Genomic DNA, 25,985 nt, shown 5'->3' with positions numbered 1-25,985 from the left:
GGGCCGGTGACCGCGCTGCTCGACGCCACCGGGATGTTCTTCAGGTCGGCGCGGGACGCGTTCCCCGGGGCGGGCCCGGCCGACTGGGCGGCCGCCGCCGCCCTGGACCCGGGCTCGGTCGGGCCCGACGGAGCCTGGCGGCTGGACTTCCGGTGCTTCGCCGTCGCCGACCCCGGCGGTACGGGCTGGACCCTGATCGACGCCGGCGTGGGCCCCGCCGAGGGCCCCGGAGCGCCCTGGTGTCCCGTCCCGGGCCGGCTGCCGGAGCTGCTCACGGAGGCAGGGATCGACCGGGGCGACGTCCACACGGTGGTCCTGACGCACCTGCACGAGGACCACACGGGCTGGGCTGCCGACGCCGCGGGCAGGCCCTTCTTCCCGGACGCCCGCTACGTCGTCCAGAGCGCGGAGACCGCCGCGCTCGACCGGAGCGACCCGGTGTGGTCCTGGGTCGTGGAACCGCTGCGGTCCGCCGGTCAATTGCACGAGGTCGACGGAACGCACCGCCTGCGCCCGGGTGTCACCCTGCTGCCCACGCCGGGGCACACCCCTGGCCACCAGTCGGTCCTCGTCGAGCGCGCCGACGGCCGGGACGTCCTGGTCACCGGCGACCTCCTCGTCCACGCCGTGCAGCTCGCCGCACCGGCCGTCGCGTACGCCCACGAGCGCGACCCGGCCACGGCGCGGGCCTCCCGCGAGAAGCTGCTCGCGCGGGCCGTCGAACGCGGAGCGGTACTGGCGACGGCCCACCTGACCCGCCCGTTCGTCGCACCGCCCGGGTCGCCGGCTCCCTCCTGAGGAGCGTCAGGCGACCGTCGTGGCGTAGGCGAGGGGGTCCGTCAGGACGTCGTGGAGGACGAGGGCCGCCGCTCCCCTGGCCGCGTCGGACGTCGGGGAGGCGGCCCGGAGGCGGGCGGCGTCCTGGGGCCAGAGGCCGGAGACGACGCGCTCCGAGAGCTCCTCGGCGACGGCCGGGGCGAGCCAGGGCATGAGGAGCGGGTAGATGCCGCCGAGGACGACGGCCTCGGGGTCGAGGAGGTTCACGGCGCCCGACAGGGCGCGGCCGAGCATGCGGCCCGCCTCGGCGAGCGCGCCGAGCGCGCGCTGGTCCGCCGACTCGGCACGGCGTACGAGCTCCGCGACGTCGGAGGCCGCCGCCGCCCGCAGGAGCGCCGCCTGACCCGCGTACTGCTCCAGGCAGCCGCGCGATCCGCAGCGGCAGCGGGGCCCCTCGGCGTCGACGACCAGATGGCCGATCTCGCCGGCGAAGCCGTGTGCGCCGCGCAGGAGTTCGCCGCGGACGACGATCGCACCGCCGACGCCGATCTCGCCGGTCAGGTACAGGAAGGTCCGGAGGTCGCCGAGCGAGCCGAACCACAGCTCGGCGAGGGCCGCCATGTTGGCCTCGTTGTCGGACGTCAGGGCCAGGCCGGCAGGTCCGCCGGTGCCGGGGCGCCGAGCGGCGAGGGCCTCGCCGAAGAGGCGCTCGGCGTCGACCTCGTTCCAGCCGAGGTTGGGCGCCTGCCGGACGGTCCCTCCGGTGACGAGTCCGGGGAGGGCGAGCCCGGCGCCGGCCGGGACCAGCCCCCGATCGGCCGCCTCGTCGAGGGCGTCCGCCGCGATGCGGGCGGCCCGGTCGAGGACCTCGGCCGCGCCGGCCGCGCGGTTGTCGAGGCGTTCGGAGCGCCGGATGCGGTCGGTGCCGGTCAGGTCGGCGACGCAGACCGTCACGTAGTCGATGTTCACCTCGACGCCGAGTCCCGCCGGACCCGTGTCCGCCGGTTTCAGCACGGTGCCCGGCCGGCCCGCCTGCCCGCTGAACGTCTTGCCCGACTCGACGAGGAAGCCGAGGTCGAGGAGCTGCTCGACGAGCGAGGAGACGGCGGGCCTGGTGAGTCCGACGCGGGCCGCGACGGCCGCTCTGGTCGTCTCCCCCGCCTCGTGGACGGTCCGCAGGACGAGGCTCAGGTTGTGCCGGCGCACTCCCGACTTGTCGGCCTTGGGTTCCGTGGGCTGGTTCATGGTGAGCGAGAGCCTAGTCGTCCCTTTCGCTCACCTGAAAACAGTTCGGTGACCGAACTGTTCTCCGCTAGTGTCTCCCCCATGACGCTTCCGCGCGACTACCGCGGCCAGACCTGCGCCCTCTCCCGCTCCATGGAGGTCGTCGGCGAGCGCTGGACGCTGCTCGTCCTGCGCGACGCCTTCTACGGGGTCCGCAGGTTCGGCGAGTTCGCGGCGCACCTCGCGGTCCCCCGGGCCGTCCTCACCGACCGGCTCACCACGCTCGTCGAGGCGGGTGTCCTGGACCGGCGGCCCGAGACGGGCACCGGCCGCCGCGAGGTCTACGTCCTGACGCCCAAGGGGATCGCGCTCTGGCCCGCCGTCCGCGCGCTCACCGCCTGGGGCGAGGAGTTCTACGCGGCGGAGGGCGGCCCGCGCCGCGTCTTCCGGCACGTCGACGACGACGCCCCGATCGGCCCCGAGGGGCGCTGCACCGGCTGCGGCGCGGCCGTACCCGTCGGAGACGTCCTGGTCACCCCCGGTCAGGGGCTCCCGCCCTTGGCCGAGGACGCCGACCCGGTGACGGCGGCGCTCGCCCGCCCGCACCGGCTGCTCACCCCGCTGCTCACCACCGCGCCCCAGCGGCGCACCACGAGAGGTTCGCACCCATGAAGATCCTGGTCGTCGGCGCCGGTGCCACCGGTGGCTACTTCGGCGCGCTGCTCGCCCGGACCGGACAGGACGTCACCTTCCTGGTCCGCCCGGCCCGCGCCGCCGCGCTGCGCGAGCGCGGGCTGCGGGTCGTCGGCAGGGACGAGGAGTGGGTCGTCGCTCCACGGCTCGTCACGGCCGACGAGCTGACCGGCCCGTACGACCTCGTCCTGCTCTCGGTGAAGTCCACCGGGCTCGACCGGGCCGTCGAGGACGTCGCGCCGGCCGTCGGCCCCGACACCGCCGTCGTCCCCCTCCTCAACGGCCTCGCCCACATCGACGTCCTCAACGCCCGGTTCGGCGCGTCCGCCGTTCTCGGCGGGGTGGCCAAGGTCGTCACGACGCTCGACGCGTCGGGTGACATCCGACGTCTGGCCCCGCTCGCCCATCTGACCTTCGGCGAGCAGGACGGCACGGTCTCCCCGCGCGTGGAGAGGATCAGGGCCGTCCTCGAGGCGGCGGGGATCGACGCGCCGGTGCCGGAGCGGGTCATGACCGCGATGTGGCACAAGTGGGTCTTCATCACGACCTTCGGCGCCGTGACGAGCCTGATGCGCGGCACGGTCGGCGACGTGTACGACACCCCGGGCGGGCCCGCGCTCGGACCGGCGGTCCTGGACGAGGCCGCCGCGGTCGCCGCGGCGGCGGGTCATCCCGTACCGGAGGAGGAGCGGGCGGCGACGCTCGCCGTGGTGTCCGCCTCCGGTTCGCCGATGCTGCCGTCGCTGTACCGGGATCTGACGGCGGGACACCCCACCGAGGTCGAGCACCTCTTCGGCGATCTGACCGACCGTGCGCGCGACTTCAATGTGGCGACCCCGCTGCTCGACCTGGCCACCCTGCACCTGCGGGTCCACCAGCGCCGGGTCGGCGCTCCGGCGGCCGGCCTGTAGGCCCACCCAGGACCGAAAGGCCGGCCGCCGGTGGTCAGCTCAGGTCGTCCAGCGGCGTGCCCGGCGCGAGCTCGGCCGCGATGAGTTCGGCGACCTCCTGGGCCATGTTGCCGTCGGGCGTGGTCGCGGTCTTCGTGGCGGAGACCGCGATGGCGAGGCGTTCGGACGGGAGGTACGCCTGGATCGCCGCGTACCCCGAGAACGACGGGTTCTGGAGCACCCAGCCGTTGATCACGATGACGCCGAAGCCGAAGTGCTTCGCCTCGGTCTGCTTCAGGCAGATGGAGGCGGGGCACTTCGCGGTCGCGCCGCCGAGGCCGACCGTGCCCGGGTCGAGCAGGGTGCGGTAGGAGCGGGGCGAGAGGAGCTCACCGCTGCCGATGGCCTGGGCCGAGCGGGCCAGGTCGCAGATGTGGGTGGTGATGACGGCGCCGGGCGCCGTGGTCCACGAGGGGTTCCAGAAGGTGGACTCCTCGTAGAAGCCGCGGTCCGAGGTGAAGGCGTGGAGGGCCGGGCGCGGGATGTCGGGGGTGAAGTTGTTCTGTGTGTCGCGCAGTTCGAGGGGGCCGGTGACCTTTTCCCGCACGAGTCGGTCGATCCGTACTCCGGTGATCTTCTCCAACGCGGCGATCAGCAGCACGTAGTTGGCGTGGGAGTAGCTCCAACTGGCGCCCGGCTCGTACCAGAACGAGTGTCGGAGGGGGTACGCGACCAGTTCCTTCGGGGTCCACGCGCGGAAGGGGTGGGTCTCCAGTTCGGCGAGGAAAGCCGGGTCCGAGACGTAGTCGTGGAGGCCGGTGGTGTTGGTGGCCAGCATGCGCAGGGTGATCCGGTCGGCCTTGGGCAGGTCGGGCAGCCAGCGTTCCACGGTGTCGTCGAGGCGGACCCTCCTCTCCTCGACCAGCCGGAGGAGGGCCGTACCGATGTGGGCGAAGGCGACGGAGCCGGCGCGGAAGTGCATGTCCGGCTCGGCCGGGACACCGGTCATGGACTCGCCCAGCGCGTCGGTGACGACCTCGCGCCCGTCGACGGTGACGCGCAGCTGCACGGACTTCAGGCGCAGGTCCTTCTTGGCCTTGCGGGTGACGGCCAGGATGCGGCGGGCCCGGTCGTCGCGGGGGCCCTCGGTCCGCACGCAGTCGCGCCCGCCGTGTCCGGCCCGGCTGCCGGGCTCCTCGGCGGACACGGTCGCGGCGGCGGTCGTCTGGATCGTGACGGCGAGGAGGGCGGCGCAGAGGAGGGCCCTGCGGGCGCCCGCCCGGGGGCTCGTACGTGGCCGCATCCGGGTACGGAAGGGGGTGCGTGTCATGGGCCGCACTATGTCCGGAACACCGGCTGCGCCCGCCGGAACACTCCGCGCACGGGGCCGGACGCGCCCGTGCGGGGCAGACGCCTGACGCCGTTCGGACGCAGCGCGCGGTCCGGACGCAGCGCGCCGACGGAAGCCGGCCTGACGGAAATCGGGGTGCGCGCCGGCGGTTCCGTGCGGTGTGATCGCGGACATGGCAATCGAATTGGGCAAGCCGGACGTCGACGGGCTGGGCCGGGCGGTGGGCGCGCTCCGGGAGTGGCAGGCGGACGGAGCGCCGTTCCAGCTGCATCCGGGGGACCTGGGCTGGTTCTGGCGTTTCGGTGGGGAGGCGACCGCCGCGGCGGTCAGGACGTGGAGCCGGGACGGACGGATTCTCGCCGTCGGGCTGCTGGACGGTCCCGGGCTGCTGCGCCTGACGATCGCGCCGGACGCTCTGCGGGACGAGGAGCTGGCGCGGCGTCTGGTCGACGACGTGACCGAGCCGGAGCGCGGCGTACTGCCCGCGGGAAAGGCGAACATCGAGGCGCCGACGGCTGCCCTGGTCCAGGACGTGCTGGCCGGTGAGGGCTGGGACACCGACGAGCCGTGGACGCCCCTGCGCCGCGACCTCACCGAGCCGGTGACCGACCCGGGCGTGCGGATCGAGGTGGCCCGGCCGGAGCAGGCGCATGTGTACGCCGCCGTCCTCCGGGCGGCGTTCGACGGATCGACGTTCACGGAGGACCGCTGGCACGCGAAGGCGGCCGGGCTGCCGTTCACCGACGCGCGGTGCCTGATCGCGTACGACGACGGGGGCGACGCGGTGGCGGTGGTGACGGTGTGGTCGGCCGGTCCGGGCAGGCCCGGGCTGCTCGAACCGATGGGCGTGCACCGGGCGCATCGGCGTCGCGGCCACGGCAGGGCGATCAGCCTCGCCGCTGCCGCCGCGCTCCGGGAGCTGGGCTCGTCGAGCGCGGACGTCTGCACCCCGAGCTCGAACACCGGCGCCGTCGCCGCCTATGAGGCGGCCTGCTTCCGACGACTGCCCGAGGTCAGGGACCGGTACCGGGACGCGTAGCGGTCCCCTGCATGCCGAGGCTCCGCGCACCAGCCCGAGGTGCGCGGAGCCCGGCGTGCTCTTCGCGCCGCCACCTCGCCGGTCCTTCGGCGAGGAGCGACCCGCGTCGACTCCGCCGGGCCGTCAGGCCTCGGTGTCCTGCGGGTACCAGCGCAGCTCGACCGTGTTGCCGTCCGGGTCCTTCACGTACACCGACTGGGCCGAGCCGCGCGCGCCCCAGCGCGGGACGGGACCCTCCAGGACGTCGAACGTCCCGGAGTCGATGACCTCCTGCCAGTCCAGGGGGTCCACCACCAGGCAGATGTGGTCGACGTTGGACTCGCCTCGCGGACGCGAGAAGAGGTCGATGACCGTGCCCTCGTCTATGCGCACGGACGGGAACGGAACCTTCCCGGCCCGCCACTCCTCGACCCGCTCGGGCGCGAGGCCCAGCGCGGTGGTGTAGAAGTCGAGCGCCTTGTCGACGTCGGTCACGTTGAGTACGAGGTGGTCGAAGGCTTTGACTCGCATGTGTGGGATCCCCGTTCTTGAAGGTGTGTCGCGTCCGGTCGCGCCGGACTCGGATGATCATGCTGATCGCCGGGCCGGGGATCAAGTGCGCGGTGCGACCCGGTCGGTCAGACGGACGGGATCCGGGCGCGCAGGAGGCAGAACTCGTTGCCTTCCGGGTCGGCCAGGACGTGCCAGTTCTCGGTGCCGTCCTGGCCGACGTCGGCGCGTCGGGCACCGAGCGCGAGCAGGCGCGCCAGCTCGGCGTCCTGGTCGCGGTCGGTGGGGTTGACGTCGAGGTGCAGACGGAGCTTCCCGGTCCGCGGGTCGCTGCTCGGGCTGAGGATCATCGTGGGCTGCGGGCCTCCGAAACCGGTGCCGGGCGGCCCGATCTCGATGCTTCCGTCGCCCTCCCGGCCCAGCTCGACGTAGCCCAGGACCTCGCTCCAGAACACGGCGAGGCGGGCCGGATCCGCGCAGTCGACGACCAGTTCACTGATGCGGCATGCCATGCCCCTCAGTGTAGGGACCGGGTCCTGAATTCGATCGTCGCTTTCCGGGCCCGTCGCCGGATCAGGGGCGGCCGCCCCGCCGGCTGTACGTGTCGCTCGCCGTCGGTACGGAGTTGTGGACGGCCCCGGCGCCGAAGGACACCCGGTCGTGGTGGGCCTGGCGCAGGGCCTCCTGCTCCTGGAGGATGCCCTCGGCCGTCTCCGTGCGGCTGCTGCCCCGCCGCAGCAGCGTGATCGTCAGCAGCGCCCCGACGCCGCCGAGCACCCCGAAAAGGATCAGTACAGCGATCATGGTGACTCCCCCGTCGTTTTCCTCACGGTAACCGCCCCCGGTGATCCCGGGGAAGATCCCGTGCTTCAGCGGTAGTCGTCGGGATGGCCCTGCATCCACGTGTTGATCCGGTCGCGCGTGCCGATCAACAGGCTCTGGTGCTTCTTCAGGTTCTCGAAGGAACGGTCGCCGTCCAGCGCTGCGTCGAGCTTCTCGATCAGCGCGATCGGCTCGGGGAAGTGCCCGGGCCCCTTCGGGTCCGCCTTCATGGCCCGGTCCATGCGGTGGAGTTCGTCGTAGACCCGCCCCAGGAAGTACGCGCAGTCGCCGGGGGCGCCGCACGAGTCGTTCAAGGTCGCCTGGAGCCCGGCGAAGGCGTCCCGGACCAGGCCGGGGGGCGTCTCCTCGGGGGCCGAGGACGCCTCCGGCGTGACGGGCGGGGTGCCGGTCCCGGCCTCGTCGGCGGCCGGGGTGCCGGGCTCCCCGTCGGCCGGTGCGGTCGTGTCGGCCGGGGCGGCCGGAGCGGTCGTGGCGGTCGACGCGGCTTTCTCGGGGGTGTCCTTCGCGTCGTTCGCACCGCAGCCCACACCGAGCACGGCGAGTGTCACGGCCACCACCACCGCGCCCGGTGCCGAGAACCTGGACATGCGACTCCCCCTTGATTCCTTGATCATCCGATCGTCGGATCCGTCGACCCTACAGAAGTCCTCTGCCGGGCAGGTCAGCGCAGAAGGCCCGGGCTCGCCGCCGTGAGGACTCCGGCGATCCGGTCCCATGTCTCCGTCGAGCGCGCGAGCGGCGGCAGGAGTTCGCCCGCGCCGGTGCCCCAGGCGTGGGCCAGGGCGACGGGGTCCTCGCCGGTCACGGCGCCCCCGGCGAGGGCGGCCGCGCCGAGGGCGACGAGTTCCTCGGCGGCGGGGACGACCAGGGGGCGCCCGGAGAGCCTGCGGACGGTGTCGGTCCACGTCCTGCCGCGCGCGCCGCCCCCGATCAGGCGCAGCGGACGGTCGCGTACGGCGGAGTCCGTCAGGTCGAGGCCGCAGGCGGCGAGGAGTCCGTCGAGGGCATGCAGGACGGTGAAGGCCGCGCCCTCGTAGGCGGCGCCGAGGATCGCGCGCGGGTCGGTGGTGTGGCGCAGCCCGGTGACGAGTCCGGCGGCGTGCGGCAGGTCGGGGGTGCGTTCGCCGTCCAGGTACGGCAGGACCACGACCCCCGCGTCGGCGCCCGGCGCCGCGTCCTCGCGGTCGAGGCCGAGGAGGGCGGCGAACCGGTCGACGGCGAGCGTGCAGTTGAGGGTGCAGCCGAGCGGGAGGTACGTGCCGTCGGTGGCGGCGAACCCGGCGAGCCCGGGGTCCGCCGGCCGGGTGCGGGTGGCGGCGAAGACCGTGCCGGAGGTGCCGAGGCTGACGACCGGGTGGTCGAGCAGGCCCGCGCCGCCGAGGCCGAGGCCGACGGCCGCCGCCATGTTGTCGCCGGTGCCGGCGGCGACGACGACCGTACGGGGCAGTCCGAGGGCCTCCGCGGCGGCCGCGGTGAGGGTGCCGACGCGGGTGGCGCCGGAGGGGGCGACGGCGGGCAGGAGGGCGGGGTCGAGACCCAGGAGGTCCAGGATCTCGGGGTCGTAGGAGTCCCTTCCCGCACCTCCTCCGTGTCCGTACCAGCACGTCCCCGACGCGTCTCCGGGGTCCGTCACCGCGTGGCCCGTGAGGCGTTCGGTGAGGTAGTCGTGCGGGAGGCGGACCCCGGTGGTCGCGGCGGCGTGCGCCGGTTCGTGCTCGCGCAGCCACTGCCACTTCGCGGCGGTCATGGAGGCGACGGGCACCGAACCGGTGCGCTCCAGCCAGGACTTCGGGCCGCCGAGCCCGGCGGCGAGGGCGGCGGCCTCGGGTGCGGAGCGGGTGTCGTTCCAGAGCAGCGCCGGGCGCAGGGCCCGGCCGTCGGCGCCGAGGGCGACGAGGCCGTGCTGCTGCCCGGCGACCGCGATGCCGGTGACGGCGGTGGCCGGGATCCCCGCGTCCCGTACGGCCGCGCGGACGGCCGTGGCGAGGGCGGTCCACCACTCCTCGGGGTCGCTCTCCCGCGCGCCGCCCGTGCCGGTGACGGTGTGCGGGGCGCGTCCGACGGCGAGGAGCCCGCCGGTCGCGGTGTCGACGGCGACGGCTTTGGTGGACTGCGTCGAACTGTCCACGCCGATCACGACGGAGCGGCTGGTGCGCACGCCCTCACCTCGTCTCTCTGGGTCTCTCGCCGGGTCGTCCCGCCGAGTCGTCCCGCCGGTTCGTCCGCCGGCGTCTTTCACTGATTGCCCCGGATGCGGGGCTGGCGCCGTGGCACCCTCATCCCGTATTAGTTATCTCAGATAACAAATCACGAGAGCAAGGGAAGGACACACCGTGCCGGAGCTTTTCTCCCCCACCCCCGAGGACCGCTTCACCTTCGGCCTCTGGACCGTCGGCTGGCAGGGCCGCGACCCCTTCGGCGAGGCCACCCGCCCCGCCCTCGACCCGGTCGAGGCCGTCGAGCGGCTCGCCGCCCTCGGTGCGTACGGCGTCACCTTCCACGACGACGACCTCATCCCCTTCGGTGCCTCGGAGGACGAGCGCGACGCCACCGTGAAGCGGTTCCGCGCCGCGCTGGAGCGGACCGGACTCGCGGTCCCGATGGCGACGACCAACCTCTTCACCCACCCCGTCTTCAAGGACGGCGCCTTCACCGCCAACGACCGGGACGTGCGCCGCTTCGCCCTGCGCAAGACCCTCCGCAACATCGACCTCGCCGTCGAGCTCGGCGCCACCGTGTACGTGGCCTGGGGCGGCCGGGAGGGCGCCGAGTCCGGCGCCGCCAAGGACGTACGGGTCGCACTCGACCGGATGAAGGAGGCCTTCGACCTCCTCGGCGAGTACGTCACCGAGCAGGGCTACGACCTGCGCTTCGCGATCGAGCCCAAGCCGAACGAGCCGCGCGGCGACATCCTGCTGCCGACCATCGGGCACGCCCTCGCCTTCATCGAGCGCCTGGAGCGCCCCGAGCTCGTCGGGGTGAACCCCGAGACGGGTCACGAGCAGATGGCCGGCCTGAACTTCCCGCACGGCATCGCGCAGGCCCTGTGGGCGGGCAAGCTCTTCCACATCGACCTCAACGGCCAGTCGGGCATCAAGTACGACCAGGACTTCCGCTTCGGGGCGGGCGACCTGCGCCAGGCCTTCTGGCTGGTGGACCTCCTGGAGACGGCCGGGTACACGGGGCCGCGCCACTTCGACTTCAAGCCGGTGCGCACGGACGGCTTCGACGGGGTCTGGGAGTCCGCGAAGAACTGCATGCGCAACTACCTGGTCCTGAAGGAGCGGGCGGCGGCCTTCCGCGCCGACCCCGACGTCCAGGCGGCGCTGACCGCCTCGCGGCTGCCCGAGCTCGCCGTCCCCACGGCCGCCGACGGCCTTGCCGCGCTGCTCGCCGACCCCACGGCGTACGAGACCTTCGACGCGGACGCGGCCGCCGCCCGCTCGATGGCCTTCGAGCACCTCGACCAGCTGGCCCTGGAGCACCTCCTCGGCGTCCGCTGAGCCTCGGCGTCCGCCGAGCCCGCAGCCGCCCGCCGGCCCCGAGCGGCGGCGGGCGTCAGTGCGTGGCGAGAGTCAGCGCGTGGCGAGAGTCGAGCGGCGGACGACCAGCTCCGGCTGGAGCACCACGTGCTCGTGCCGGTGCTCGTCCGCCCGCTCACCGGTCTCCTCCAGGAGCAGCTCGGCGGCCTTCGCCCCGAGGGTGAACGCCGGCTGCCGTACGGAGGTCAGGGGCACGGTCGCGGCCGCCGCGAACTCGATGTCGTCGTAGCCGACGATGGCCATGTCCTCCGGGACCCGGACCCCGGCCGCGTACAGGGACTGGAGGACGCCGAGGGCCAGCAGGTCGTTGGCGCAGAAGACGGCGGTCGGCCGCTCGGAGAGGCCGAGGAGGCGCGCGCCCGCGTCGCGCCCGGAGGCCACGTCGAGGCGTTCGGCGGGGAGTTCCCTGAGGGCCGAGGCGGGCAGGCCGGCCTCGGCGAGCGCGAGGAGGGCGCCTTCGCGCCGGTCGCGGATCTGCTGGAGGTGGGACGGGCCGCTGACGTAGGCGAAGGAGCGGTGTCCGGCCGCCGCGAGGTGGCGGATCGCGAGGGTGCCACCGACGACGTCGTCGACGGAGACCGAGCAGCCGGCGCCGTCGCCCGCGACGCGGTCGACGAGCACGGAGGGGATGCCGTGGCGGCGGAACTCCCGGAGGTTCGCGCCGCTGGGGTCGGCGGGCGTGACGAGCACGCCGCGGACGCGCTGCTCGGCGAAGAGGGAGAGGTAGTCGGCCTCGTCGCCCGGGTTCTGGTCGCTGTTGCAGACCATGACAACGAGGCCGGCGGCCCGGGCGGTGCGCTCGGCGCCGCGGGCGATGTCGACGAAGAAGGGGTTGCCCATGTCGAGGACGAGCAGGGCCATGATCCTGCTGCGTCCGGCGCGCAGCTGGCGGGCGGACTCGCTGCGGACGTAGCCGAGGCGGGCGATGACCCGCCGCACGTGCTGGAGCGTCGCGGGCGAGACCCGGTCGGGCTGGTTGATCACGTTGGAGACGGTGCCGACGGAGACGCCCGCCTCGCGTGCCACGTCCTTGATGCCGACGTTCCCGACCGTTCGCGCGGTGTCCGTCATCCGTCCCACCTGGTCCGTCCTGCCCCTGCCGCCACCCGGTCCGGGTGGGCTTCCGCCCCGCGTTTCATCCTATGCGGCCCCACCGGTCCGCCCCCTCGCACTCACACGCTCACGCTCACGTGCTCACGCGAGGTGGAAGACCTCGGTCAGCGGGCGCATGGCCGCGTCCGGCGCCCGCCCGTCCAGCTCCTCGAAGAACTCCGCCATCTCGGCCTGCCAGCGGGCGTTGACCTCTGCGGCCTCCATCGCGGCGCGCGCCCGGTCGAAGTCCGGGGTCTCCAGGTAGCCGACGAGCAGCCCGTCCTCGCGCAGGAAGAGGGAGTAGTTGTGCCAGCCGGCGGCGGAGAGCGCCGTGAGCATGTCGGCCCAGACGTGTTCGTGGCGTGCGCGGTACTCGTCCACCCGCTCGGCCCGGACCTTCAGCAGGAAGCAGACCCGCTGCATGTTCGCCCTCCGCTCCGTCGACTGAAATGTTTCATTTCTCTGGGTCGCGACGCTAGGACGTGATCGTTCCTTCGGTCAAGAGTCTTGACGACACCCCGGGCGCTGGCTAGCTTCCCCCACATAATGAATCGATTCATTTCATGGCTACGAGCACTCTGAGGTGGACATGCCCGACATCGCCGCCGTGAAGGCCGCACTCGCCGCCCAGCGGATCGAAACGCCCTCCTGGGGCTACGGCAACTCCGGGACCCGGTTCAAGGTCTTCGCGCAGCCGGGCGTGCCCCGCACCCCGTACGAGAAGCTCGACGACGCGGCTCAGGTCCACGCCTTCACGGGCGTCGCCCCGAAGGTGTCGCTGCACATCCCGTGGGACCGGGTCGACGACTACGCGGCCCTCGCCTCGTACGCGAAGGAGCGCGGGCTCGAACTGGGCGCGATCAACTCCAACACCTTCCAGGACGACGCGTACAGGCTCGGCAGCGTCTGCCACCCGGACGCCGCCGTGCGCCGCCGGGCCGTGGACCACCTGCTCGACTGCGTCGACATCATGGACGCGACCGGCTCGGCCGATCTGAAGCTGTGGTTCGCCGACGGCACGAACTACCCCGGCCAGGACGACGTCACCGCCCGGCAGGAACGGCTCGCGGAGTGCCTCGCGGAGGTGTACGAGCGGCTCGGCGAGGGGCAGCGGATGCTCCTGGAGTACAAGTTCTTCGAGCCGGCCTTCTACACGACCGACGTGCCGGACTGGGGCACCGCCTACACGCACTGCCTCAGGCTGGGCCCCAGGGCGCAGGTCGTCGTCGACACCGGGCACCACGCGCCGGGCACCAACATCGAGTTCATCGTCGCCCTGCTGCTGCGGGAGGGGAGGCTCGGCGGATTCGACTTCAACTCGCGCTTCTACGCGGACGACGACCTGATGGCCGGCGCCGCCGACCCCTTCCAGCTCTTCCGGATCATGCACGAGGTCGTCCGCAACGGCGGCCTCGCCCCGGCGGCGGACGTCGCCTTCATGCTCGACCAGTGCCACAACATCGAGGCGAAGGTGCCCGCGGTGATCCGCTCCGTGGCCAACGTCCAGGAGGCCACCGCCAAGGCGCTGCTCGTCGACGCCGACGCCCTCGCCGCCGCCCAGCGGGACGGGGACGTGCTCGCCGCCAACGCCGTCCTGATGGACGCCTACGACACCGACGTACGGCCCCTGCTGCGCGCGCTGCGCGAGGAGCGGGGCCTCGACCCGGACCCGGTCGCCGCCTATCTCCGCTCCGGACGGCAGGAGCGGATCGCCGCCGAGCGCGTCGGCGGGGACCAGGCCGGCTGGGGCGCGTAGCCCCCCTCGTTGACCGTTCACCTCCCGCCCGAAGGAAGACCACATGACCCCGGCCACACCCCTCGTCGTCACCTCTCTCCTCGGACGCGCGCACCGGCTCGGCTCCGACCCCCGCACCACCAACTACGCCGGCGGCAACGCCTCCGCGAAGGGCTCCGTCACCGATCCCGTGACCGGCCGCCCGACCGAGCTCATGTGGGTCAAGGGCTCCGGCGGCGACCTGGGCACGCTCACCGAGGACGGGCTCGCGGTGCTGCGCCTCGACCGGCTGCGCGCGCTCGTCGACGTCTACCCGGGCGTCGGACGCGAGGACGAGATGGTCGCCGCCTTCGACCACTGCCTGTACGGGAAGGGGGGCGCGGCCCCGTCCATCGACACCGCGATGCACGGCCTGGTGCCCGCGGCCCACGTCGACCACCTCCACCCGGACGCGGGGATCGCGCTCGCCTGCGCCGCCGACGGGGAGAAGCTGACCGCCGAATGCTTCGGCGACACGGTGGTGTGGGTGCCGTGGCGGCGCCCCGGTTTCCAGCTGGGCCTGGACATCGCCGCGGTGAAGGCTGCCCACCCGGCGGCGATCGGCGTCGTCCTCGGCGGCCACGGCATCACCGCCTGGGGCGAGACCTCCGAGGAGTGCGAGGGCAACGCACTGCACATCATCCGCACCGCCGAGGCGTTCCTCGTCGAGCGGGGCCGCCCGGAGCCCTTCGGCCCGGTCGTCGAGGGGTACGCGCCGCTGTCCGGGGCCGAGCGCCGGGAGCGGGCCGCGGCGCTCGCCCCGTACGTCCGGGGGCTCGCGTCCCAGGACCATCCGCAGGTCGGCCACTTCACGGACTCCGACGCGGTGCTCGACTTCCTCGCCCGCGCCGAGCACCCGCGCCTCGCCGCCCTCGGCACGTCCTGCCCCGACCACTTCCTGCGGACGAAGGTCCGACCGCTCGTCCTCGACCTGCCGGCCGACGCGCCCCTCGACCGGGCGGTCGAGCGGCTGCGGGAGCTGCACACCGCGTACCGCGAGGAGTACGCGGCGTACTACGCGCGGCACGCCAGCGGGGACTCCCCCGCGATGCGGGGCGCGGACCCGGCGATCGTCCTCGTCCCGGGCGTGGGCATGTTCTCCTTCGGCCGCGACAAGCAGACGGCGCGGGTGGCGGGCGAGTTCTACGTCAACGCGATCAACGTGATGCGCGGGGCCGAGTCGGTCTCCGCGTACGCGCCGATCGAGGAGTCGGAGAAGTTCCGCATCGAGTACTGGGAGTTGGAGGAGGCCAAGCTGCGGCGGATGCCGCCGCCGAAGCCGCTCGCGACCCGGGTGGCGCTCGTGACGGGCGCGGGCAGCGGCATCGGCCGGGCCATCGCGCACCGGCTCGTCGCGGAGGGCGCGTGTGTGGTGGTCGCCGACCTCGATGCCGCCAACGCGGCTGCCGTCGCCGAGGAGTTGGGCGGTCCGGACAAGGCGGTGGCGGTCGCCGTGGACGTCACGTCGGAGGAGCGGATCGGGGCCGCCTTCCGGTCGGCGCTGCTCGCTTTCGGCGGGGTGGACCTGGTCGTCAACAACGCGGGCATCTCCATCTCCAAGCCGCTCCTGGAGACGACGGCACAGGACTGGGACGTCCAGCACGCCATCATGGCGCGGGGCTCGTTCCTCGTCTCCCGGGAGGCCGCGCGGGTGATGACGGCCCAGGGGCTGGGCGGCGACATCGTCTACATCGCCTCCAAGAACGCGGTGTTCGCCGGACCGAACAACATCGCCTACTCCGCCACGAAGGCCGACCAGGCCCATCAAGTGCGGCTCCTGGCAGCCGAGTTGGGTGAGCACGGCATCCGGGTCAACGGCGTCAACCCGGACGGCGTGGTGCGCGGTTCGGGCATCTTCGCCGGCGGCTGGGGCGCCCAGCGGGCCGCCACGTACGGCATCGCGGAGGAGGAGCTGGGCGCCTTCTACGCCCAGCGGACGCTGCTGAAGCGGGAGGTGCTGCCCGAGCACGTCGCCAACGCGGTCTTCGCGCTCACCGGTGGCGACCTCGGCCACACGACCGGTCTCCACGTCCCGGTGGACGCGGGCGTGGCCGCCGCCTTCCTCCGGTGAACGGGTCGGCGAAGGGGCCCCGGGACGTCTTCGCGGCGGTGGATCTCGGGGCCACCAGCGGGCGGGTGATGCTCGGCCGCGTCGGACCCGGGATCCTCGACCTCACCGAGGCACACCGCTTCCCCAACACCCCGGTCCGGCTGCCGGACGGGCTGCGCTGGGACGTCCTCGGCCTCTACCGGGGCGTTCTGGACGGGCTGCGCGCGGCCGCCCGCGCCGGCGGGGTCGCCTCGGTCGGCGTCGACACCTGGGGCGTGGACTACGGCCTCCTCGACGCGGACGGCGCCCTCCTCGGCGCTCCGTTCCACTACCGCGACCCGCGTACCGACGGCGCCGCCGAGGCCGTGTGGGCGCGGGTCGGCCGGGCGGAGATGTACCGGGTCACCGGCCTCCAGTACCTGCCGTTCAACACCGTCTTCCAGCTCGCCGCGGCCGCCGGGAGCGCCCAACTGGAAGCGGCGCGCACGCTGTTGCTCATGCCGGACCTGATGGTCCACTGGCTGACGGGGACGGTCGGAGCCGAGGAGACCAACGCCTCCACGACGGGCCTCTTCGACGCCCGCGCGGGCAGCTGGTCGAAGGACGTGCTCGACCGGCTCGGGGTGGATCCCGGGCTGCTGCCGCCGCTCCGCGCGCCCGGCGATCCGGCGGGTGAACTCCTGCCGCACGTCGCCGAGTTCACCGGGCTCGACGCCAGGACCCCGGTGACGACGGTCGCCTCGCACGACACCGCTTCGGCCGTGGTCGCCGTCCCGGCCACCGCCCAGGACTTCGCCTATCTGTCCTGCGGCACCTGGTCACTGGCGGGTCTGGAGCTGGACGCCCCGGTGCTCACCGAGGCGTCCCGGGCGGCCGACTTCACCAACGAGCGCGGAGTCGACGGCACCATCCGCTTCCTGCGGAACATCATGGGCCTGTGGCTCCTGGAGGAGTGCCGCAGGTCGTGGGCGGCGCAGGGGCGGGGCCCGGTGGCCGACCTGCCGGAGCTGCTCTCGCTGGCGGCCCGGGCCGAGCCGTTCGCGGCGCTCGTCGACCCGGACGCACCGGAGTTCCTGGCCCCGGGCGACATGCCGGCGCGGATACGGGCCCACTGCCGCGGGACCGGGCAGCGCGCACCCGAGACCCCCGGGGCGGTGGTCCGCTGCGTCCTGGAGAGCCTGGCGCTGGCCCACCGGCGGACGCTGCGGCAGGCCGCCGAGCTGGCCGGCCGGGACATCACGCGGATCCATCTCGTGGGCGGCGGGGCACGCAACGAGCTGCTGTGCCGGCTGACGGCGGACGCCACCGGGCTGCCGGTGGTCGCCGGTCCGGTCGAGGCCACGGCCCTCGGCAACGTCCTCGTGCAGGCGCGGGCGGCCGGGCTCGTCGGCGACCTGCCCTCGACGCGTCGGCTCGTCTCGGCGACGCAGCCCCTGCGACACTACGTACCGCGGAAGGATCCCGCCGGCCGCGCCGCCTGGGACGCGGCCGCCGCCCGAATCGAACCGTCCCCGAGGAACCCGTGATGCGCGTCGCCCTCTTCGTCACCTGCGTCAACGACGCCGTCTTCCCCGCGACGGGTGTGGCGACGGTCCGGCTCCTCGAACGGCTCGGCGTGGAGGTCGACTTCCCCGCCGCGCAGACCTGTTGCGGCCAGCCGCAGTTCAACACCGGCTACCGCGAGGAGACCGGGCCGCTGGTACGGCGCACGGTCCGGGCCTTCGAGGGGTACGAGCACGTCGTCGTCCCGTCCGGTTCCTGCGCGGCGATGGTGCGGCACCACTACCCGTCGTTCGGCGCGGAGGCGGCGGGCCTCGGCCCACGAGTGTACGAGCTGACGGAGTTCCTCGTGGACGTGCTCGGTGTGACGGACGTGGGCGCGTACTTCCCGCACAAGGTGACGTACCACCCGTCCTGCCACGGGCTCCGGCTGCTCGGGCTCGGCGAGCGGCCCCGGCGGCTCCTGGAGGCGGTGAAGGGACTGGAACTCGTGGAGCTGCCGGGGGCGGAGGAGTGCTGCGGCTTCGGCGGGACCTTCGCGGTGAAGAACCCGGACGTGTCGGCCGCCATGGGCGCCGACAAGATCACGAACGCGCTGTCCACGGGCGCGGAGGTGCTGTGCGGCGCGGACAACTCCTGTCTGCTGCACCTGGGCGGGATGCTGAGACGGCGGGAGGACCCGCTGCGCGCACTGCACTTGGCGGAGATCCTGGCGAGCACGGAAGAGGAGCCCTGGCGGTGAGTGACAAGAAGGTGCGCGCGTCAGCGCTCGATGAGGGGCGGCGGTCGGGTGACGGGAGGGCATTCATGGGAATGCCGTCCTTTCCCGAGGCGGCGCGCGAGGCGGTCGGTGACACGACCCTCCGTGCGAACCTGCGGCACGCGACGCACACGATCCGGGACAAGCGGGCGAGGGCGGTCGCCGAGCTCGACGACTGGGCCGCGCTGCGGGAGGCCGGGAAGCGGATCAAGGACGACACGCTCCGCCATCTGGACACGTATCTGGTCCGGTTGGAGGCGGCGGTGACGGCCGCGGGCGGCACCGTGCACTGGGCGGCGGACGCGGCGGAGGCCAACCGGATCGTCACCGCCCTGGTCAGGGCCACGGGCGAGACGGAGGTCGTCAAGGTCAAGTCGATGGCCACCCAGGAGATCGGGCTCAACGAACACCTGGAGGCCGAGGGCATCGCCGCCTACGAGACGGATCTCGCCGAGCTCATCGTGCAGCTCGGCGAGGACCGCCCCTCACACATCCTGGTCCCGGCCATCCACCGCAACCGCGCCGAGATCCGCGACATCTTCGCCGAGAAGATGGGGAGTTGGGGCCGTCCGGCACCGGACGGGCTGAGCGACACCCCGGCCGAGCTCGCGGAGGCGGCCCGGCTGCACCTGCGGGAGAAGTTCCTGCGGGCCAAGGTGGGGATCTCGGGGGCGAACTTCATGGTCGCCGAGACCGGCACCCTGGTCGTCGTCGAGTCCGAGGGCAACGGCCGCATGTGCCTGACCCTGCCCGAGACCCTCATCTCCGTCGTCGGGATCGAGAAGGTGGTGCCGAGCTGGCGGGACCTGGAGGTGTTCCTCCAGACGCTGCCCCGCTCGTCGACGGCCGAACGCATGAACCCGTACACCAGCATGTGGACCGGCACGACGGACGAGGACGGGCCGAGCGCCTTCCATCTGGTGCTCCTCGACAACGGCCGCACGGACGCCCTCGCCGACGAGGTGGGGCGTCAGGCGCTGCGCTGCATCCGCTGCTCGGCCTGCCTCAACGTCTGCCCGGTGTACGAGCGGGCCGGCGGCCACGCGTACGGCTCGGTCTACCCCGGGCCCATCGGCGCCATCCTCACCCCCCAGCTCCGGGGCACGAGCAGCGAGATCGACGCCTCGCTGCCGTACGCCTCCTCACTGTGCGGCGCCTGCTACGAGGTGTGCCCGGTCGCCATCGACATCCCCGAGGTCCTGGTGCACCTGCGCGAGCGGGTCGCCGAGGAGGGCGGGAAGGGCCATCGCCTGGAGAAGGCCGCGATCAAGGCCGCCTCCTGGGTCCTCGACCGTCCGAACACGCTGGCCGCCGTTGAGCGGCTGGCGTCCGCGACCCGCAAGGTCCACCCGAAGCGGCTGCCGGGGCCCGGCGCCCGCCAGTGGTCCGACCATCGGGACCTGCCCGAACTGCCCGCCGAACCGTTCCGCGACTGGTGGAGGAAGAACCGCCCATGACCGACGCCGTCTCCGCACGCGAGCGGATCCTCGCCCGGGTCCGCGCCGCCGTCGCGAACGCGCCCGAGGCGGCCGCCGTCGCCCGCGACTACCGGACGAGCCACACCGCCGACGACCCGGCGGCCGTGCTCGGCCTGCTCCACGAGAACCTCGCCGACTACCGCGCCCACGTCCACCGCACCGCCCCCGACGGCCTCGCCGCCCTGGTCGCCGAGCGGCTCGCGGAGCGCGGCGCCCGGAGCGTCGCCGTGCCACCGGGACTGCCCGACGCATGGCTCGCCGCCACGGACGCCGTCCGGCGGCCCGACGAGCCCCGGCTGTCCCCGTACGCACTCGACGGTATCGACGCCGTGGTGACGGGCTGCGCCCTGGCGATCGCCGAGACCGGCACGATCGTCCTCGACGGCGGTCCTGGACAGGGCCGTCGCGCCCTCACCCTCGTCCCCGACCTGCACGTCTGTGTGGTCCTCGCACCGGAACAGGTGGTGGCCTCGGTCCCGCTGGCGCTCCCCCGGCTCGACCCGGGGCGTCCGCTCACCTGGATCTCCGGGCCGTCGGCGACGAGCGACATCGAGCTCGACCGGGTCGAGGGCGTCCACGGCCCGCGCACCCTGGAGGTGATCCTGGTGACCGGCGGCTGACGCCGAACGGCCGGGCCCCCGAAGGAGCCCGGCCGTTCGCCACGCGCGTGCGCTACGCCGATTCCCGGCGGACGAGCTCCGTGGGCAGGATGACCGCCGCCGGGTCCTCCCCCGCTATCCGGGCCAGGAGCGTACGCACCATCTCGGTGCTGATGCGGTCCCACGGCTGGCGGATCGTGGTGAGCGAGGGGCGGCTGGAGAGGGCCGCCGGGGAGTCGTCGAAGCCGCCCACCGCGATGTCCTCGGGGACCCGCCGGCCCGCGCGGGCCAGGGTGTCGAGGACGCCCTGCGCCATCAGGTCGGAGGCGACGAAGACGGCGTCGATGTCGGGGGCGCGCTCCAGGAGGTCGCGGGCCGCGTCCTCGCCGCTCGCCCGGCTGTAGTCGCCGGCGGCGATGAGGTTCTCGTCGACGGGGAGTCCGACCTCGGCGAGCGTCTCGCGGTAGCCGGCGAGGCGTTCGACACCGCCTGGGGTGTCGAGCGGGCCGGTGACGGTGGCGATCCGCCGCCGCCCCGAGGCGTGGAGGTGGCGCACCATGTCGCGGGCGCCGTCGCGGTCGTCGGCGGCGACGTAGCCGATCTTGGCGGTCTGGCCGAGCGGCTTTCCGCAGGCGACGACGGGCACGCCGGCCTCGTGCAGCCTGGCCACGACGGGGTCGCCGGTGTGGCTGGAGACGAGGAGGACGCCGTCGACGTGGCCGGCCTCGATGTAGCGGAGGTTGCGGCGGCGCTCGTCCTCGGTGCCCGCGATCATCAGGAGGAGCGGGATGTCCTGGGCGGCGAGGGCCTGGGTGCAGGCGCGCAGCAGGACGTTGAAGTTGGGGTCCTCGAAGAATCGCTCCTGCGGCTCGGTCAGGAGGAAGGCGACCGAGTCGGACTTGCCGGTGATCAGCGAGCGGGCGTGCCGGTTGACGACGTATCCCGTTCTGCGGATCGCCGCGTCGACGGCGGCCTTCGCCGACGGGCTGACGTAGTGGCCGCCGTTGAGGACACGGGAGACGGTGCCGCGCGAGACCCCGGCCTCGCGGGCCACGTCGTGGATGGTCGCCGGGCGGCGCCTTGCCGCTGCTGTGCTCATGCTGTGTGTTTCCCCTCGATCCCCTGTGGTTCAGGACTTTACGGCGCCGGAGAGCAGATCGAGGCTCCAGAAGCGCTGGATGAGAAGGAAGAGGGCGATGAGCGGGACGATCGCGAGCAGCGCGCCGGTGATGACCAGCGTGTAGAGGGCGGGCTGGCTGGCTCCCTGCTTGAGGAGGGTGAACAGGCCGACGGTCATGGGGAACTTCTCGTCGTCGCCGAGCATGATGAACGGCAGGAGGAAGTTGTTCCAGATGGCGACGAACTGGAAGAGGAAGATCGTCACCAGGCCCGGGGACATCATGGGGACCGCGATCCTGAGGAAGATGCGCCACTCGCCGGCGCCGTCCACGCGGCCGGCCTCGACCAGCTCCATGGGGACGGCCGCCTCGGCGTAGATGCGGCCGAGGTAGACGCCGTAGGGCGAGAGGACCAGCGGCAGCAGGACGGAGGCGTACGTGTCCGTGAGGTCGGCCTCGGCCATCAGCAGGTACTGCGGGATGGCGAGGATGACGGGGGGCATGAGGACGCCCGCGAGCATGATGTTGAAGAACGCCTCGCGGCCGCGGAAGCGGTACACGGCGAGGGCGTAGCCGGCGAACGCGGAGACCACGGTGGACAGGACGCCGCCGAGTCCCGCGTACAGCACGGAGTTGGCCATCCAGCGCCAGTAGATGCCGTCGCGGTATCCGGTGAGCTCGCCGATGTTGTCGGTGAGACCGCTGCCGGGCAGGAAGGTGAAGGTGGAGAAGAGTTCGTCGTCGGCCTTGGTGGCGGCGACGAGGACCCAGGCGACGGGCAGCAGGCAGTAGAGCGCGCCGAGGACGAGGGCGGTCGTCGGCAGCAGGGCGGTGCGGCGAGGGCCGTCGGCCTTCCTGCCGGCGGCAGGGGGAGGGCCCTGGGGGGTGCCGGGGGTGCTGCCGGCCGCGGGGGCCGCTTTGCGGAGCTTGGGGGAGGCGAGCCCGGTCATCGGCCTGCTCCTTGTGTGGTGCGGCGGTTGGAGATCCTGAGGAGCGCGAAGGACAGCGCGAAGGTGGCGAGGGCGAGCACGACGGCGGTGGCCGAGGCCGCGTGGATGTTCCCGCCGGTGAAGGCGTCGCTGTAGACCTTCATCAGAGGGCTCCAGGTGGACGGGATGCCGTTGGTGAGCGGCTTGAGCGTGGTGGGCTCGTTGAAGACCTGGAGGGTCGCGATGATCGAGAAGAAGAAGGTGAGCACCAGCGAGGGCACCACCATCGGGATCTTGATGCGGAGCGCGATCTGGAGTTCGGAGCAGCCGTCGAGCTTGGCCGCCTCGTACACCTCGGTGGGCAGGGCGCGCAGCGCGGTGTAGATGACGATCATGTTGAAGCCGGTGCCGCCCCAGACGGCGATGTTGGACATCGCCAGGTAGAGCGGTCCGCCGTCCATGAGGTCGGGCTGCGGCAGTCCGGCCTTGTCGAGGAGGTAGTGGAAGGGGCTGACGTCGGGGAGGTAGAGGAAGCCCCAGAGGACGGCGGCGATGACGCCGGGGACGGCGTACGGGAGGAAGATCGCGAGCCGGGCGAAGGAGCGGGCCCGGACGCGCTCGGAGTCGAGCAGGAGCGCGAAGAAGAGGGCGAGGCCGAGCATGACGGGGACGACGATGGCGCCGTAGCCGAGGACGCGCAGGGCGCTCGCGAGGAGTTCGGAGTCGGCGAGGGCGGAGGTGTAGTTCTCCAGGCCGGCCCAGACCTCGGTCTTGGCGCCCTTGCCGAGGCCGAGACCCTTGATCCGGACCTTGTGGAAGCTGAGCCAGACCGCGTAGCCGATGGGCAGAGCGAAGAAGAGGGCGAAGAGGACGGCGGCGGGCAGGAGGAAGCCGTACGGGGCCGCCTTGACCCCGTACGACCGGCGCACGCCCTTGGGGGGCTGCGTCACTTGGCATCTCCCAGGAGGTACCAGCCTTCGGTCCGGGACGGTATGGGCCCCCCTTGGGGCGGAGTCGCGTAGCGGCGGAGTCTGCTGTGCATCGGTGGTGACCTGTGCTTTCTTCCGGTGTCAGTGGTGGCCGTTAGGTTGTGATGTATGGCGACGACGGCAGTGGGGGCGGACGGAGCCGGGCAGGCTCGGTACACCTACCGGGTCCGTGTGTCGTCCACCGCGCGTGCTGCTCTGGAAGGTGAGTGGGCGCGGTGTCGGTGGGTGTGGAACGAATGCGTGGCGCTGTCCCGCAGGGTCCACGCCCTCAACCGGACCCTGAAGGAGAAAGCCACCTGTGGTCCGGCGCACCTGGACAAGCTGCTGACCGAAGCCCGCAGGTCGACGGCCTGGCTGCGGGAGGGTTCGTCGGTGCCGCAGCAGCAGACCGTCCGGGACTTCGGGAAGTCCCGTGCGAAGGCGCTCAAGGACATCAAGGCGAGACTGCCTGTACGGCGGCGGGCCGGGATGCCCCGCACGAAGCGGAAGCGCGAGGCGCAGCCCTCGCTGAACTACACCGTGCGGGGCTTCCGCCTCAAGGACGGTCGACTGCACCTGGCCGGCGGGATCGTCCTGACGGTCGTATGGTCGCGTGGCCTTCCGGCCCTCCCGACGTCGGTACGGGTGCACCGCGACAGCCTCGGCCACTGGTACGCCTCGTTTGTCGTGACCGTCCAGCCCGAGCGGCTGCCCGACACGGGCCGGGTGATCGGCATCGACTGGGGCGTACGTGAGACGGCGACCACCACCAGCGACGCCCACGACCTCCCCCACGCCCAGCACGGAAAGACCGCCGCACAGAAACTGGCTCGCTACCAGCGGATGATGGCCCGGCGCGCCACCCCGAGGAACCGTCCCGACACCGCTGGATACCTCAAGGCTCGCAAAGCGGCGGCGAAGGCGCACAAGAAGGTCGCCCGGCAACGCCAGGACACGGCTCGCAAGTGGGCCAAGCGTGTGGTTCGTGACCATGACGTGCTGGCGGTGGAGGACTTCCGTCCGCAGTTCCTGGCGAGGACCACCATGGCCCGCAAGTCCGCCGACGCCGCCATCGCCGCGACGAAGACGGCCCTGGTCGAGATGGCCCGCAAACACGGCCGCACTGTCCATCTGATCCACCCCGCGCACACCACCAAGGAGTGCGCACGGTGCGGAGCGAGAACCAAGCACGCACTTCCCCTTTCCGAGAGAACCTTCACGTGCGCCGCGTGCGGAGCTGTGTCCCCCAGGGACAAGAACTCCGCCCGCGTCATGCTCGTCCGGGCTGGTCTCAACCCGGCTGGTGCTGATCTTGTAAGACCTGCCACCTGCTAGGTGAAAGGCCAAGTGAGCTAGGAATTCCCCTCGTTCGTGAGGGGGAGGAGTCAATTGGCGACCTCGAAGCCCTGCTTCTTCAGGTCCGCGACGGTGGCGCCCTGCATGGTGGTGAGGGCCTCGGGGAAGCCGGTCTTGGCCTTGGCGGCCTTGCCGAACTGGTCCTTGAAGGAGGTGTAGGCGACGTTCACGTTGGGGCCCCAGGCCGCGGGCGCGGTGGTCTTCGCTATCTCGGCGGCGCGGGTGTAGAAGTCGGGCTGGTTGGCGAAGTAGTCGGGGGCCTTGGCGAGGGCTCCGCTGGTCTGCGCGGCGGTGGCCGCGGGGTAGATGCCGCTCTCCTTGACGAGGGCGGCGAGGGCCTCCGGGTCGGTGTTCAGCCAGGTGGCGAATTGGGCGGCGGCGGCCTTGTGCTTCGAGTCGGTGGTGACGGCGGTGGAGGAACCGCCCCAGCTGCCGGTGGCGTTCTCGCCCTTGTTCCACTGCGGGAGGGGGGCCATGGCCCACTTGCCCTTGGTGTCGGGGGCGGCGGTGGTGAGGGTGCCGGGGGCCCAGACGGCGCTGACCCAGGCGAGCTGCTCGCCGGTGTTGAGGGCCTTGTTCCAGGCGGGGGTGTACATCGGCTGGTTGTCTACGGCGCCCTCGGCGACCAGGCCGCCCCAGAAGTCGGTGACCTTCTTGGTGGCGGCGTCGTCGATGCCGACCTTCCAGGCGTCGCCCTCGAAGGTCCACCACTTGGCGCCGGCCTGCTGGGAGAGGCCGGCGAAGAGGCCGGAGTCGTTGGCGGAGAAGGTGGTCAGGGACTTCTTGGGCGCCTTCTTCTTGACGGCGCGGGCGGTCTCGGCGAACTCGTCCCAGGTGGTGGGGACGGTCAGGCCGTACTGCTTGAAGAGGTCTTCGCGGTAGAAGAACATCAGCGGGCCGGAGTCCTGCGGCAGGGCGTAGACGGCCTCGCCGCCGAAGGTGGTCTGCTGCCAGATGCCGGGCGCGAACTTGTCCTTGACGCCCTGGACCTCCGGGGCGATGTCGGCGAGGGCGTCGTTGCTGACGAGTGTCGGCAGGGCCTGGTACTCGGCCTGGACCAGGTCGGGGGCCTTGTGCGCCTTCGCCGCGGTGATGATCTTGGTGACGAGGTCGTCGCCGGACGCCTGCTTCTGCACGGTGACCTTGATGTCGGGGTGCTTGGCGTTCCAGAGGGCCGCGACCTTGTCCATGCCGGGCGCCCAGGCCCAGTAGGTGAGCGAGACCGGGCCGGACTCGGCGCCCGCCTTGTCGCCGGAGTCGGAGGATCCACAGGCGGTGAGCGCGGTTGCGCCGAGGAGCACGGCGGTGGCGGCGGCGAGGCTGCGGCGCGTGATGTGGGGCATGGGGTACTTCTCCCTGACCGAAAGGGGCCTCTCTCTCAGATGGAGAGGCCGTCCATGCATCTGTGAGCGTTCACAGTAGAGAAACGTTCCGGACACTTGTCAATGGTTGTTCGTGTGCGGTTATGTTGCGTTGCCACATCGAGATCGTGTGTGTGCACGTTCCCAAGCGA

The 25,985-nt window shown here is 72.6% G+C and carries 25 protein-coding genes; 12 read left to right on the top strand and 13 right to left on the bottom strand.

The window, feature by feature from the left end:
- Window positions 1-798, top strand: a 798-nt coding sequence (locus SGA01_RS05285) for an MBL fold metallo-hydrolase (protein ID WP_304364575.1), incomplete at its 5' end; no start/stop codon positions are given.
- Window positions 799-804: 6 nt separating this feature from the next.
- Here the strand turns inward: SGA01_RS05285 and SGA01_RS05280 are convergent.
- A complete protein-coding gene (locus SGA01_RS05280) occupies window positions 805-2,022 on the bottom strand; it encodes an ROK family transcriptional regulator (protein ID WP_141293776.1) in 1,218 nt (405 codons plus the stop codon).
- A gap of 81 nt (window positions 2,023-2,103) precedes the next feature.
- Between SGA01_RS05280 and SGA01_RS05275 the strand changes: the two genes are divergently transcribed.
- The gene (locus tag SGA01_RS05275; protein ID WP_141293774.1) at window positions 2,104-2,673 is read left to right on the top strand and encodes a winged helix-turn-helix transcriptional regulator; all 570 of its coding nucleotides are present in this window, start codon (window positions 2,104-2,106) and stop codon (window positions 2,671-2,673) included.
- Entirely contained in the window at window positions 2,670-3,605 is a 936-nt protein-coding gene (locus tag SGA01_RS05270; protein ID WP_141293772.1) for a ketopantoate reductase family protein, read from the top strand. The genes SGA01_RS05275 and SGA01_RS05270 overlap by 4 nt, the downstream gene beginning before the upstream one ends.
- A 34-nt stretch (window positions 3,606-3,639) precedes the next feature.
- Here SGA01_RS05270 and SGA01_RS05265 read toward each other — a convergent pair whose 3' ends face one another.
- The gene (locus tag SGA01_RS05265; RefSeq protein WP_229918310.1) at window positions 3,640-4,914 is read right to left on the bottom strand and encodes a serine hydrolase domain-containing protein; all 1,275 of its coding nucleotides are present in this window, start codon (window positions 4,912-4,914) and stop codon (window positions 3,640-3,642) included.
- Between the two features lie 193 nt (window positions 4,915-5,107).
- Here SGA01_RS05265 and SGA01_RS05260 point away from each other — a divergent pair, with 193 nt between their 5' ends.
- A complete protein-coding gene (locus tag SGA01_RS05260; protein ID WP_141293770.1) occupies window positions 5,108-5,974 on the top strand; it encodes a GNAT family N-acetyltransferase in 867 nt (288 codons plus the stop codon).
- A gap of 123 nt (window positions 5,975-6,097) precedes the next feature.
- Here the strand turns inward: SGA01_RS05260 and SGA01_RS05255 are convergent, their stop codons facing one another.
- From SGA01_RS05255 to xylB, 5 genes are all read right to left on the bottom strand, one after another.
- On the bottom strand, window positions 6,098-6,484 hold the full coding sequence (locus SGA01_RS05255; RefSeq protein ID WP_141293768.1) for a VOC family protein: 387 nt from the start codon (window positions 6,482-6,484) through the stop codon (window positions 6,098-6,100).
- A 107-nt stretch (window positions 6,485-6,591) separates the two neighbouring features.
- Window positions 6,592-6,975 (bottom strand): VOC family protein, encoded by a 384-nt coding sequence (locus SGA01_RS05250; RefSeq protein WP_141293766.1) that lies wholly within the window; start codon window positions 6,973-6,975, stop codon window positions 6,592-6,594.
- 61 nt (window positions 6,976-7,036) lie between these two features.
- Complete coding sequence (locus SGA01_RS05245) at window positions 7,037-7,267, bottom strand: hypothetical protein (protein WP_055640251.1); 231 nt, start codon at window positions 7,265-7,267, stop codon at window positions 7,037-7,039.
- A gap of 65 nt (window positions 7,268-7,332) precedes the next feature.
- Window positions 7,333-7,893 (bottom strand): hypothetical protein, encoded by a 561-nt coding sequence (locus tag SGA01_RS05240; protein WP_141293764.1) that lies wholly within the window; start codon window positions 7,891-7,893, stop codon window positions 7,333-7,335.
- 74 nt (window positions 7,894-7,967) lie between these two features.
- The gene (xylB, locus tag SGA01_RS05235) at window positions 7,968-9,464 is read right to left on the bottom strand and encodes a xylulokinase (protein WP_141293762.1); all 1,497 of its coding nucleotides are present in this window, start codon (window positions 9,462-9,464) and stop codon (window positions 7,968-7,970) included.
- A 175-nt stretch (window positions 9,465-9,639) separates the two neighbouring features.
- Between xylB and xylA the strand changes: the two genes are divergently transcribed.
- Window positions 9,640-10,809: a xylose isomerase gene (gene xylA, locus SGA01_RS05230; RefSeq protein ID WP_141293760.1), complete on the top strand. Its 1,170-nt coding sequence runs from the start codon at window positions 9,640-9,642 to the stop codon at window positions 10,807-10,809.
- A gap of 72 nt (window positions 10,810-10,881) precedes the next feature.
- On the opposite strand, the gene SGA01_RS05225 is transcribed toward xylA, so the two are convergent.
- Both SGA01_RS05225 and SGA01_RS05220 read right to left on the bottom strand, forming a co-directional pair.
- Window positions 10,882-11,919, bottom strand: coding sequence for a LacI family DNA-binding transcriptional regulator (locus SGA01_RS05225; RefSeq protein ID WP_141293758.1), 1,038 nt, complete (start codon window positions 11,917-11,919; stop codon window positions 10,882-10,884).
- Window positions 11,920-12,042: 123 nt separating this feature from the next.
- Entirely contained in the window at window positions 12,043-12,363 is a 321-nt protein-coding gene (locus tag SGA01_RS05220) for an L-rhamnose mutarotase (RefSeq protein ID WP_055640256.1), read from the bottom strand.
- Between the two features lie 166 nt (window positions 12,364-12,529).
- Between SGA01_RS05220 and rhaI the strand changes: the two genes are divergently transcribed.
- The 6 genes from rhaI (at window position 12,530) to SGA01_RS05190 (ending at window position 20,122) form a co-directional block, all read left to right on the top strand.
- On the top strand, window positions 12,530-13,696 hold the full coding sequence (gene rhaI, locus SGA01_RS05215; RefSeq protein ID WP_141293756.1) for an L-rhamnose isomerase: 1,167 nt from the start codon (window positions 12,530-12,532) through the stop codon (window positions 13,694-13,696).
- Window positions 13,697-13,739: 43 nt separating this feature from the next.
- Window positions 13,740-15,785: a bifunctional aldolase/short-chain dehydrogenase gene (locus SGA01_RS05210; protein ID WP_141293754.1), complete on the top strand. Its 2,046-nt coding sequence runs from the start codon at window positions 13,740-13,742 to the stop codon at window positions 15,783-15,785.
- A gap of 68 nt (window positions 15,786-15,853) precedes the next feature.
- The gene (locus tag SGA01_RS05205) at window positions 15,854-17,290 is read left to right on the top strand and encodes a rhamnulokinase (RefSeq protein ID WP_141293807.1); all 1,437 of its coding nucleotides are present in this window, start codon (window positions 15,854-15,856) and stop codon (window positions 17,288-17,290) included.
- Complete coding sequence (locus SGA01_RS05200) at window positions 17,290-18,006, top strand: (Fe-S)-binding protein (protein WP_141293752.1); 717 nt, start codon at window positions 17,290-17,292, stop codon at window positions 18,004-18,006. Before SGA01_RS05205 ends, SGA01_RS05200 begins: the two co-directional genes overlap by 1 nt.
- 65 nt (window positions 18,007-18,071) lie before the next feature.
- Complete coding sequence (locus SGA01_RS05195; RefSeq protein ID WP_141293750.1) at window positions 18,072-19,481, top strand: LutB/LldF family L-lactate oxidation iron-sulfur protein; 1,410 nt, start codon at window positions 18,072-18,074, stop codon at window positions 19,479-19,481.
- Entirely contained in the window at window positions 19,478-20,122 is a 645-nt protein-coding gene (locus SGA01_RS05190) for a LutC/YkgG family protein (protein WP_141293748.1), read from the top strand. The genes SGA01_RS05195 and SGA01_RS05190 overlap by 4 nt, the downstream gene beginning before the upstream one ends.
- A gap of 52 nt (window positions 20,123-20,174) precedes the next feature.
- Here the strand turns inward: SGA01_RS05190 and SGA01_RS05185 are convergent, their stop codons facing one another.
- The 3 genes from SGA01_RS05185 to SGA01_RS05175 are packed head-to-tail and all read right to left on the bottom strand — an operon-like array spanning window position 20,175 to window position 23,098.
- Window positions 20,175-21,200 carry a LacI family DNA-binding transcriptional regulator gene (locus tag SGA01_RS05185; protein ID WP_141293746.1) on the bottom strand — a complete coding sequence of 342 codons (1,026 nt, stop codon included), beginning with the start codon at window positions 21,198-21,200 and terminating at the stop codon, window positions 20,175-20,177.
- A gap of 30 nt (window positions 21,201-21,230) precedes the next feature.
- Window positions 21,231-22,169, bottom strand: coding sequence for a carbohydrate ABC transporter permease (locus SGA01_RS05180; RefSeq protein WP_141293744.1), 939 nt, complete (start codon window positions 22,167-22,169; stop codon window positions 21,231-21,233).
- Window positions 22,166-23,098, bottom strand: a complete 933-nt coding sequence (locus tag SGA01_RS05175; protein WP_141293742.1) for a carbohydrate ABC transporter permease — start codon at window positions 23,096-23,098, stop codon at window positions 22,166-22,168. Before SGA01_RS05175 ends, SGA01_RS05180 begins: the two co-directional genes overlap by 4 nt.
- A 147-nt stretch (window positions 23,099-23,245) precedes the next feature.
- Between SGA01_RS05175 and SGA01_RS05170 the strand changes: the two genes are divergently transcribed.
- A complete protein-coding gene (locus SGA01_RS05170; RefSeq protein WP_141293740.1) occupies window positions 23,246-24,451 on the top strand; it encodes an RNA-guided endonuclease InsQ/TnpB family protein in 1,206 nt (401 codons plus the stop codon).
- A gap of 50 nt (window positions 24,452-24,501) precedes the next feature.
- On the opposite strand, the gene SGA01_RS05165 is transcribed toward SGA01_RS05170, so the two are convergent.
- A complete protein-coding gene (locus SGA01_RS05165; RefSeq protein WP_141293738.1) occupies window positions 24,502-25,815 on the bottom strand; it encodes an ABC transporter substrate-binding protein in 1,314 nt (437 codons plus the stop codon).
- Window positions 25,816-25,985 lie beyond the last annotated feature (170 nt).

It is taken from the genome of Streptomyces gardneri (genome assembly GCF_006539185.1).
GTDB classification, from domain to species: domain Bacteria; phylum Actinomycetota; class Actinomycetes; order Streptomycetales; family Streptomycetaceae; genus Streptomyces; species Streptomyces gardneri.
The sequence above is the reverse complement of the archived record's forward strand: the minus strand, read 5'-3'. Positions and strand labels throughout refer to the sequence as shown.

Coding starts and splice junctions, on each gene's coding strand:
- SGA01_RS05265 (WP_229918310.1), bottom strand. CDS start 4,914: ATGACACGCACCCCCTTCCGTACCCGGATGCGGCCACGTACGAGCCCC.
- SGA01_RS05195 (WP_141293750.1), top strand. CDS start 18,072: ATGGGAATGCCGTCCTTTCCCGAGGCGGCGCGCGAGGCGGTCGGTGAC.
- SGA01_RS05225 (WP_141293758.1), bottom strand. CDS start 11,919: ATGACGGACACCGCGCGAACGGTCGGGAACGTCGGCATCAAGGACGTG.
- SGA01_RS05275 (WP_141293774.1), top strand. CDS start 2,104: ATGACGCTTCCGCGCGACTACCGCGGCCAGACCTGCGCCCTCTCCCGC.
- SGA01_RS05185 (WP_141293746.1), bottom strand. CDS start 21,200: ATGAGCACAGCAGCGGCAAGGCGCCGCCCGGCGACCATCCACGACGTG.
- SGA01_RS05245 (WP_055640251.1), bottom strand. CDS start 7,267: ATGATCGCTGTACTGATCCTTTTCGGGGTGCTCGGCGGCGTCGGGGCG.
- SGA01_RS05280 (WP_141293776.1), bottom strand. CDS start 2,022: ATGAACCAGCCCACGGAACCCAAGGCCGACAAGTCGGGAGTGCGCCGG.
- SGA01_RS05260 (WP_141293770.1), top strand. CDS start 5,108: ATGGCAATCGAATTGGGCAAGCCGGACGTCGACGGGCTGGGCCGGGCG.
- SGA01_RS05270 (WP_141293772.1), top strand. CDS start 2,670: ATGAAGATCCTGGTCGTCGGCGCCGGTGCCACCGGTGGCTACTTCGGC.
- SGA01_RS05200 (WP_141293752.1), top strand. CDS start 17,290: ATGCGCGTCGCCCTCTTCGTCACCTGCGTCAACGACGCCGTCTTCCCC.
- SGA01_RS05165 (WP_141293738.1), bottom strand. CDS start 25,815: ATGCCCCACATCACGCGCCGCAGCCTCGCCGCCGCCACCGCCGTGCTC.
- SGA01_RS05180 (WP_141293744.1), bottom strand. CDS start 22,169: ATGACCGGGCTCGCCTCCCCCAAGCTCCGCAAAGCGGCCCCCGCGGCC.
- SGA01_RS05170 (WP_141293740.1), top strand. CDS start 23,246: ATGGCGACGACGGCAGTGGGGGCGGACGGAGCCGGGCAGGCTCGGTAC.
- SGA01_RS05190 (WP_141293748.1), top strand. CDS start 19,478: ATGACCGACGCCGTCTCCGCACGCGAGCGGATCCTCGCCCGGGTCCGC.
- SGA01_RS05220 (WP_055640256.1), bottom strand. CDS start 12,363: ATGCAGCGGGTCTGCTTCCTGCTGAAGGTCCGGGCCGAGCGGGTGGAC.
- SGA01_RS05240 (WP_141293764.1), bottom strand. CDS start 7,893: ATGTCCAGGTTCTCGGCACCGGGCGCGGTGGTGGTGGCCGTGACACTC.
- SGA01_RS05205 (WP_141293807.1), top strand. CDS start 15,854: ATGCTCGGCCGCGTCGGACCCGGGATCCTCGACCTCACCGAGGCACAC.
- rhaI (WP_141293756.1), top strand. CDS start 12,530: ATGCCCGACATCGCCGCCGTGAAGGCCGCACTCGCCGCCCAGCGGATC.
- SGA01_RS05250 (WP_141293766.1), bottom strand. CDS start 6,975: ATGGCATGCCGCATCAGTGAACTGGTCGTCGACTGCGCGGATCCGGCC.
- SGA01_RS05255 (WP_141293768.1), bottom strand. CDS start 6,484: ATGCGAGTCAAAGCCTTCGACCACCTCGTACTCAACGTGACCGACGTC.
- SGA01_RS05210 (WP_141293754.1), top strand. CDS start 13,740: ATGACCCCGGCCACACCCCTCGTCGTCACCTCTCTCCTCGGACGCGCG.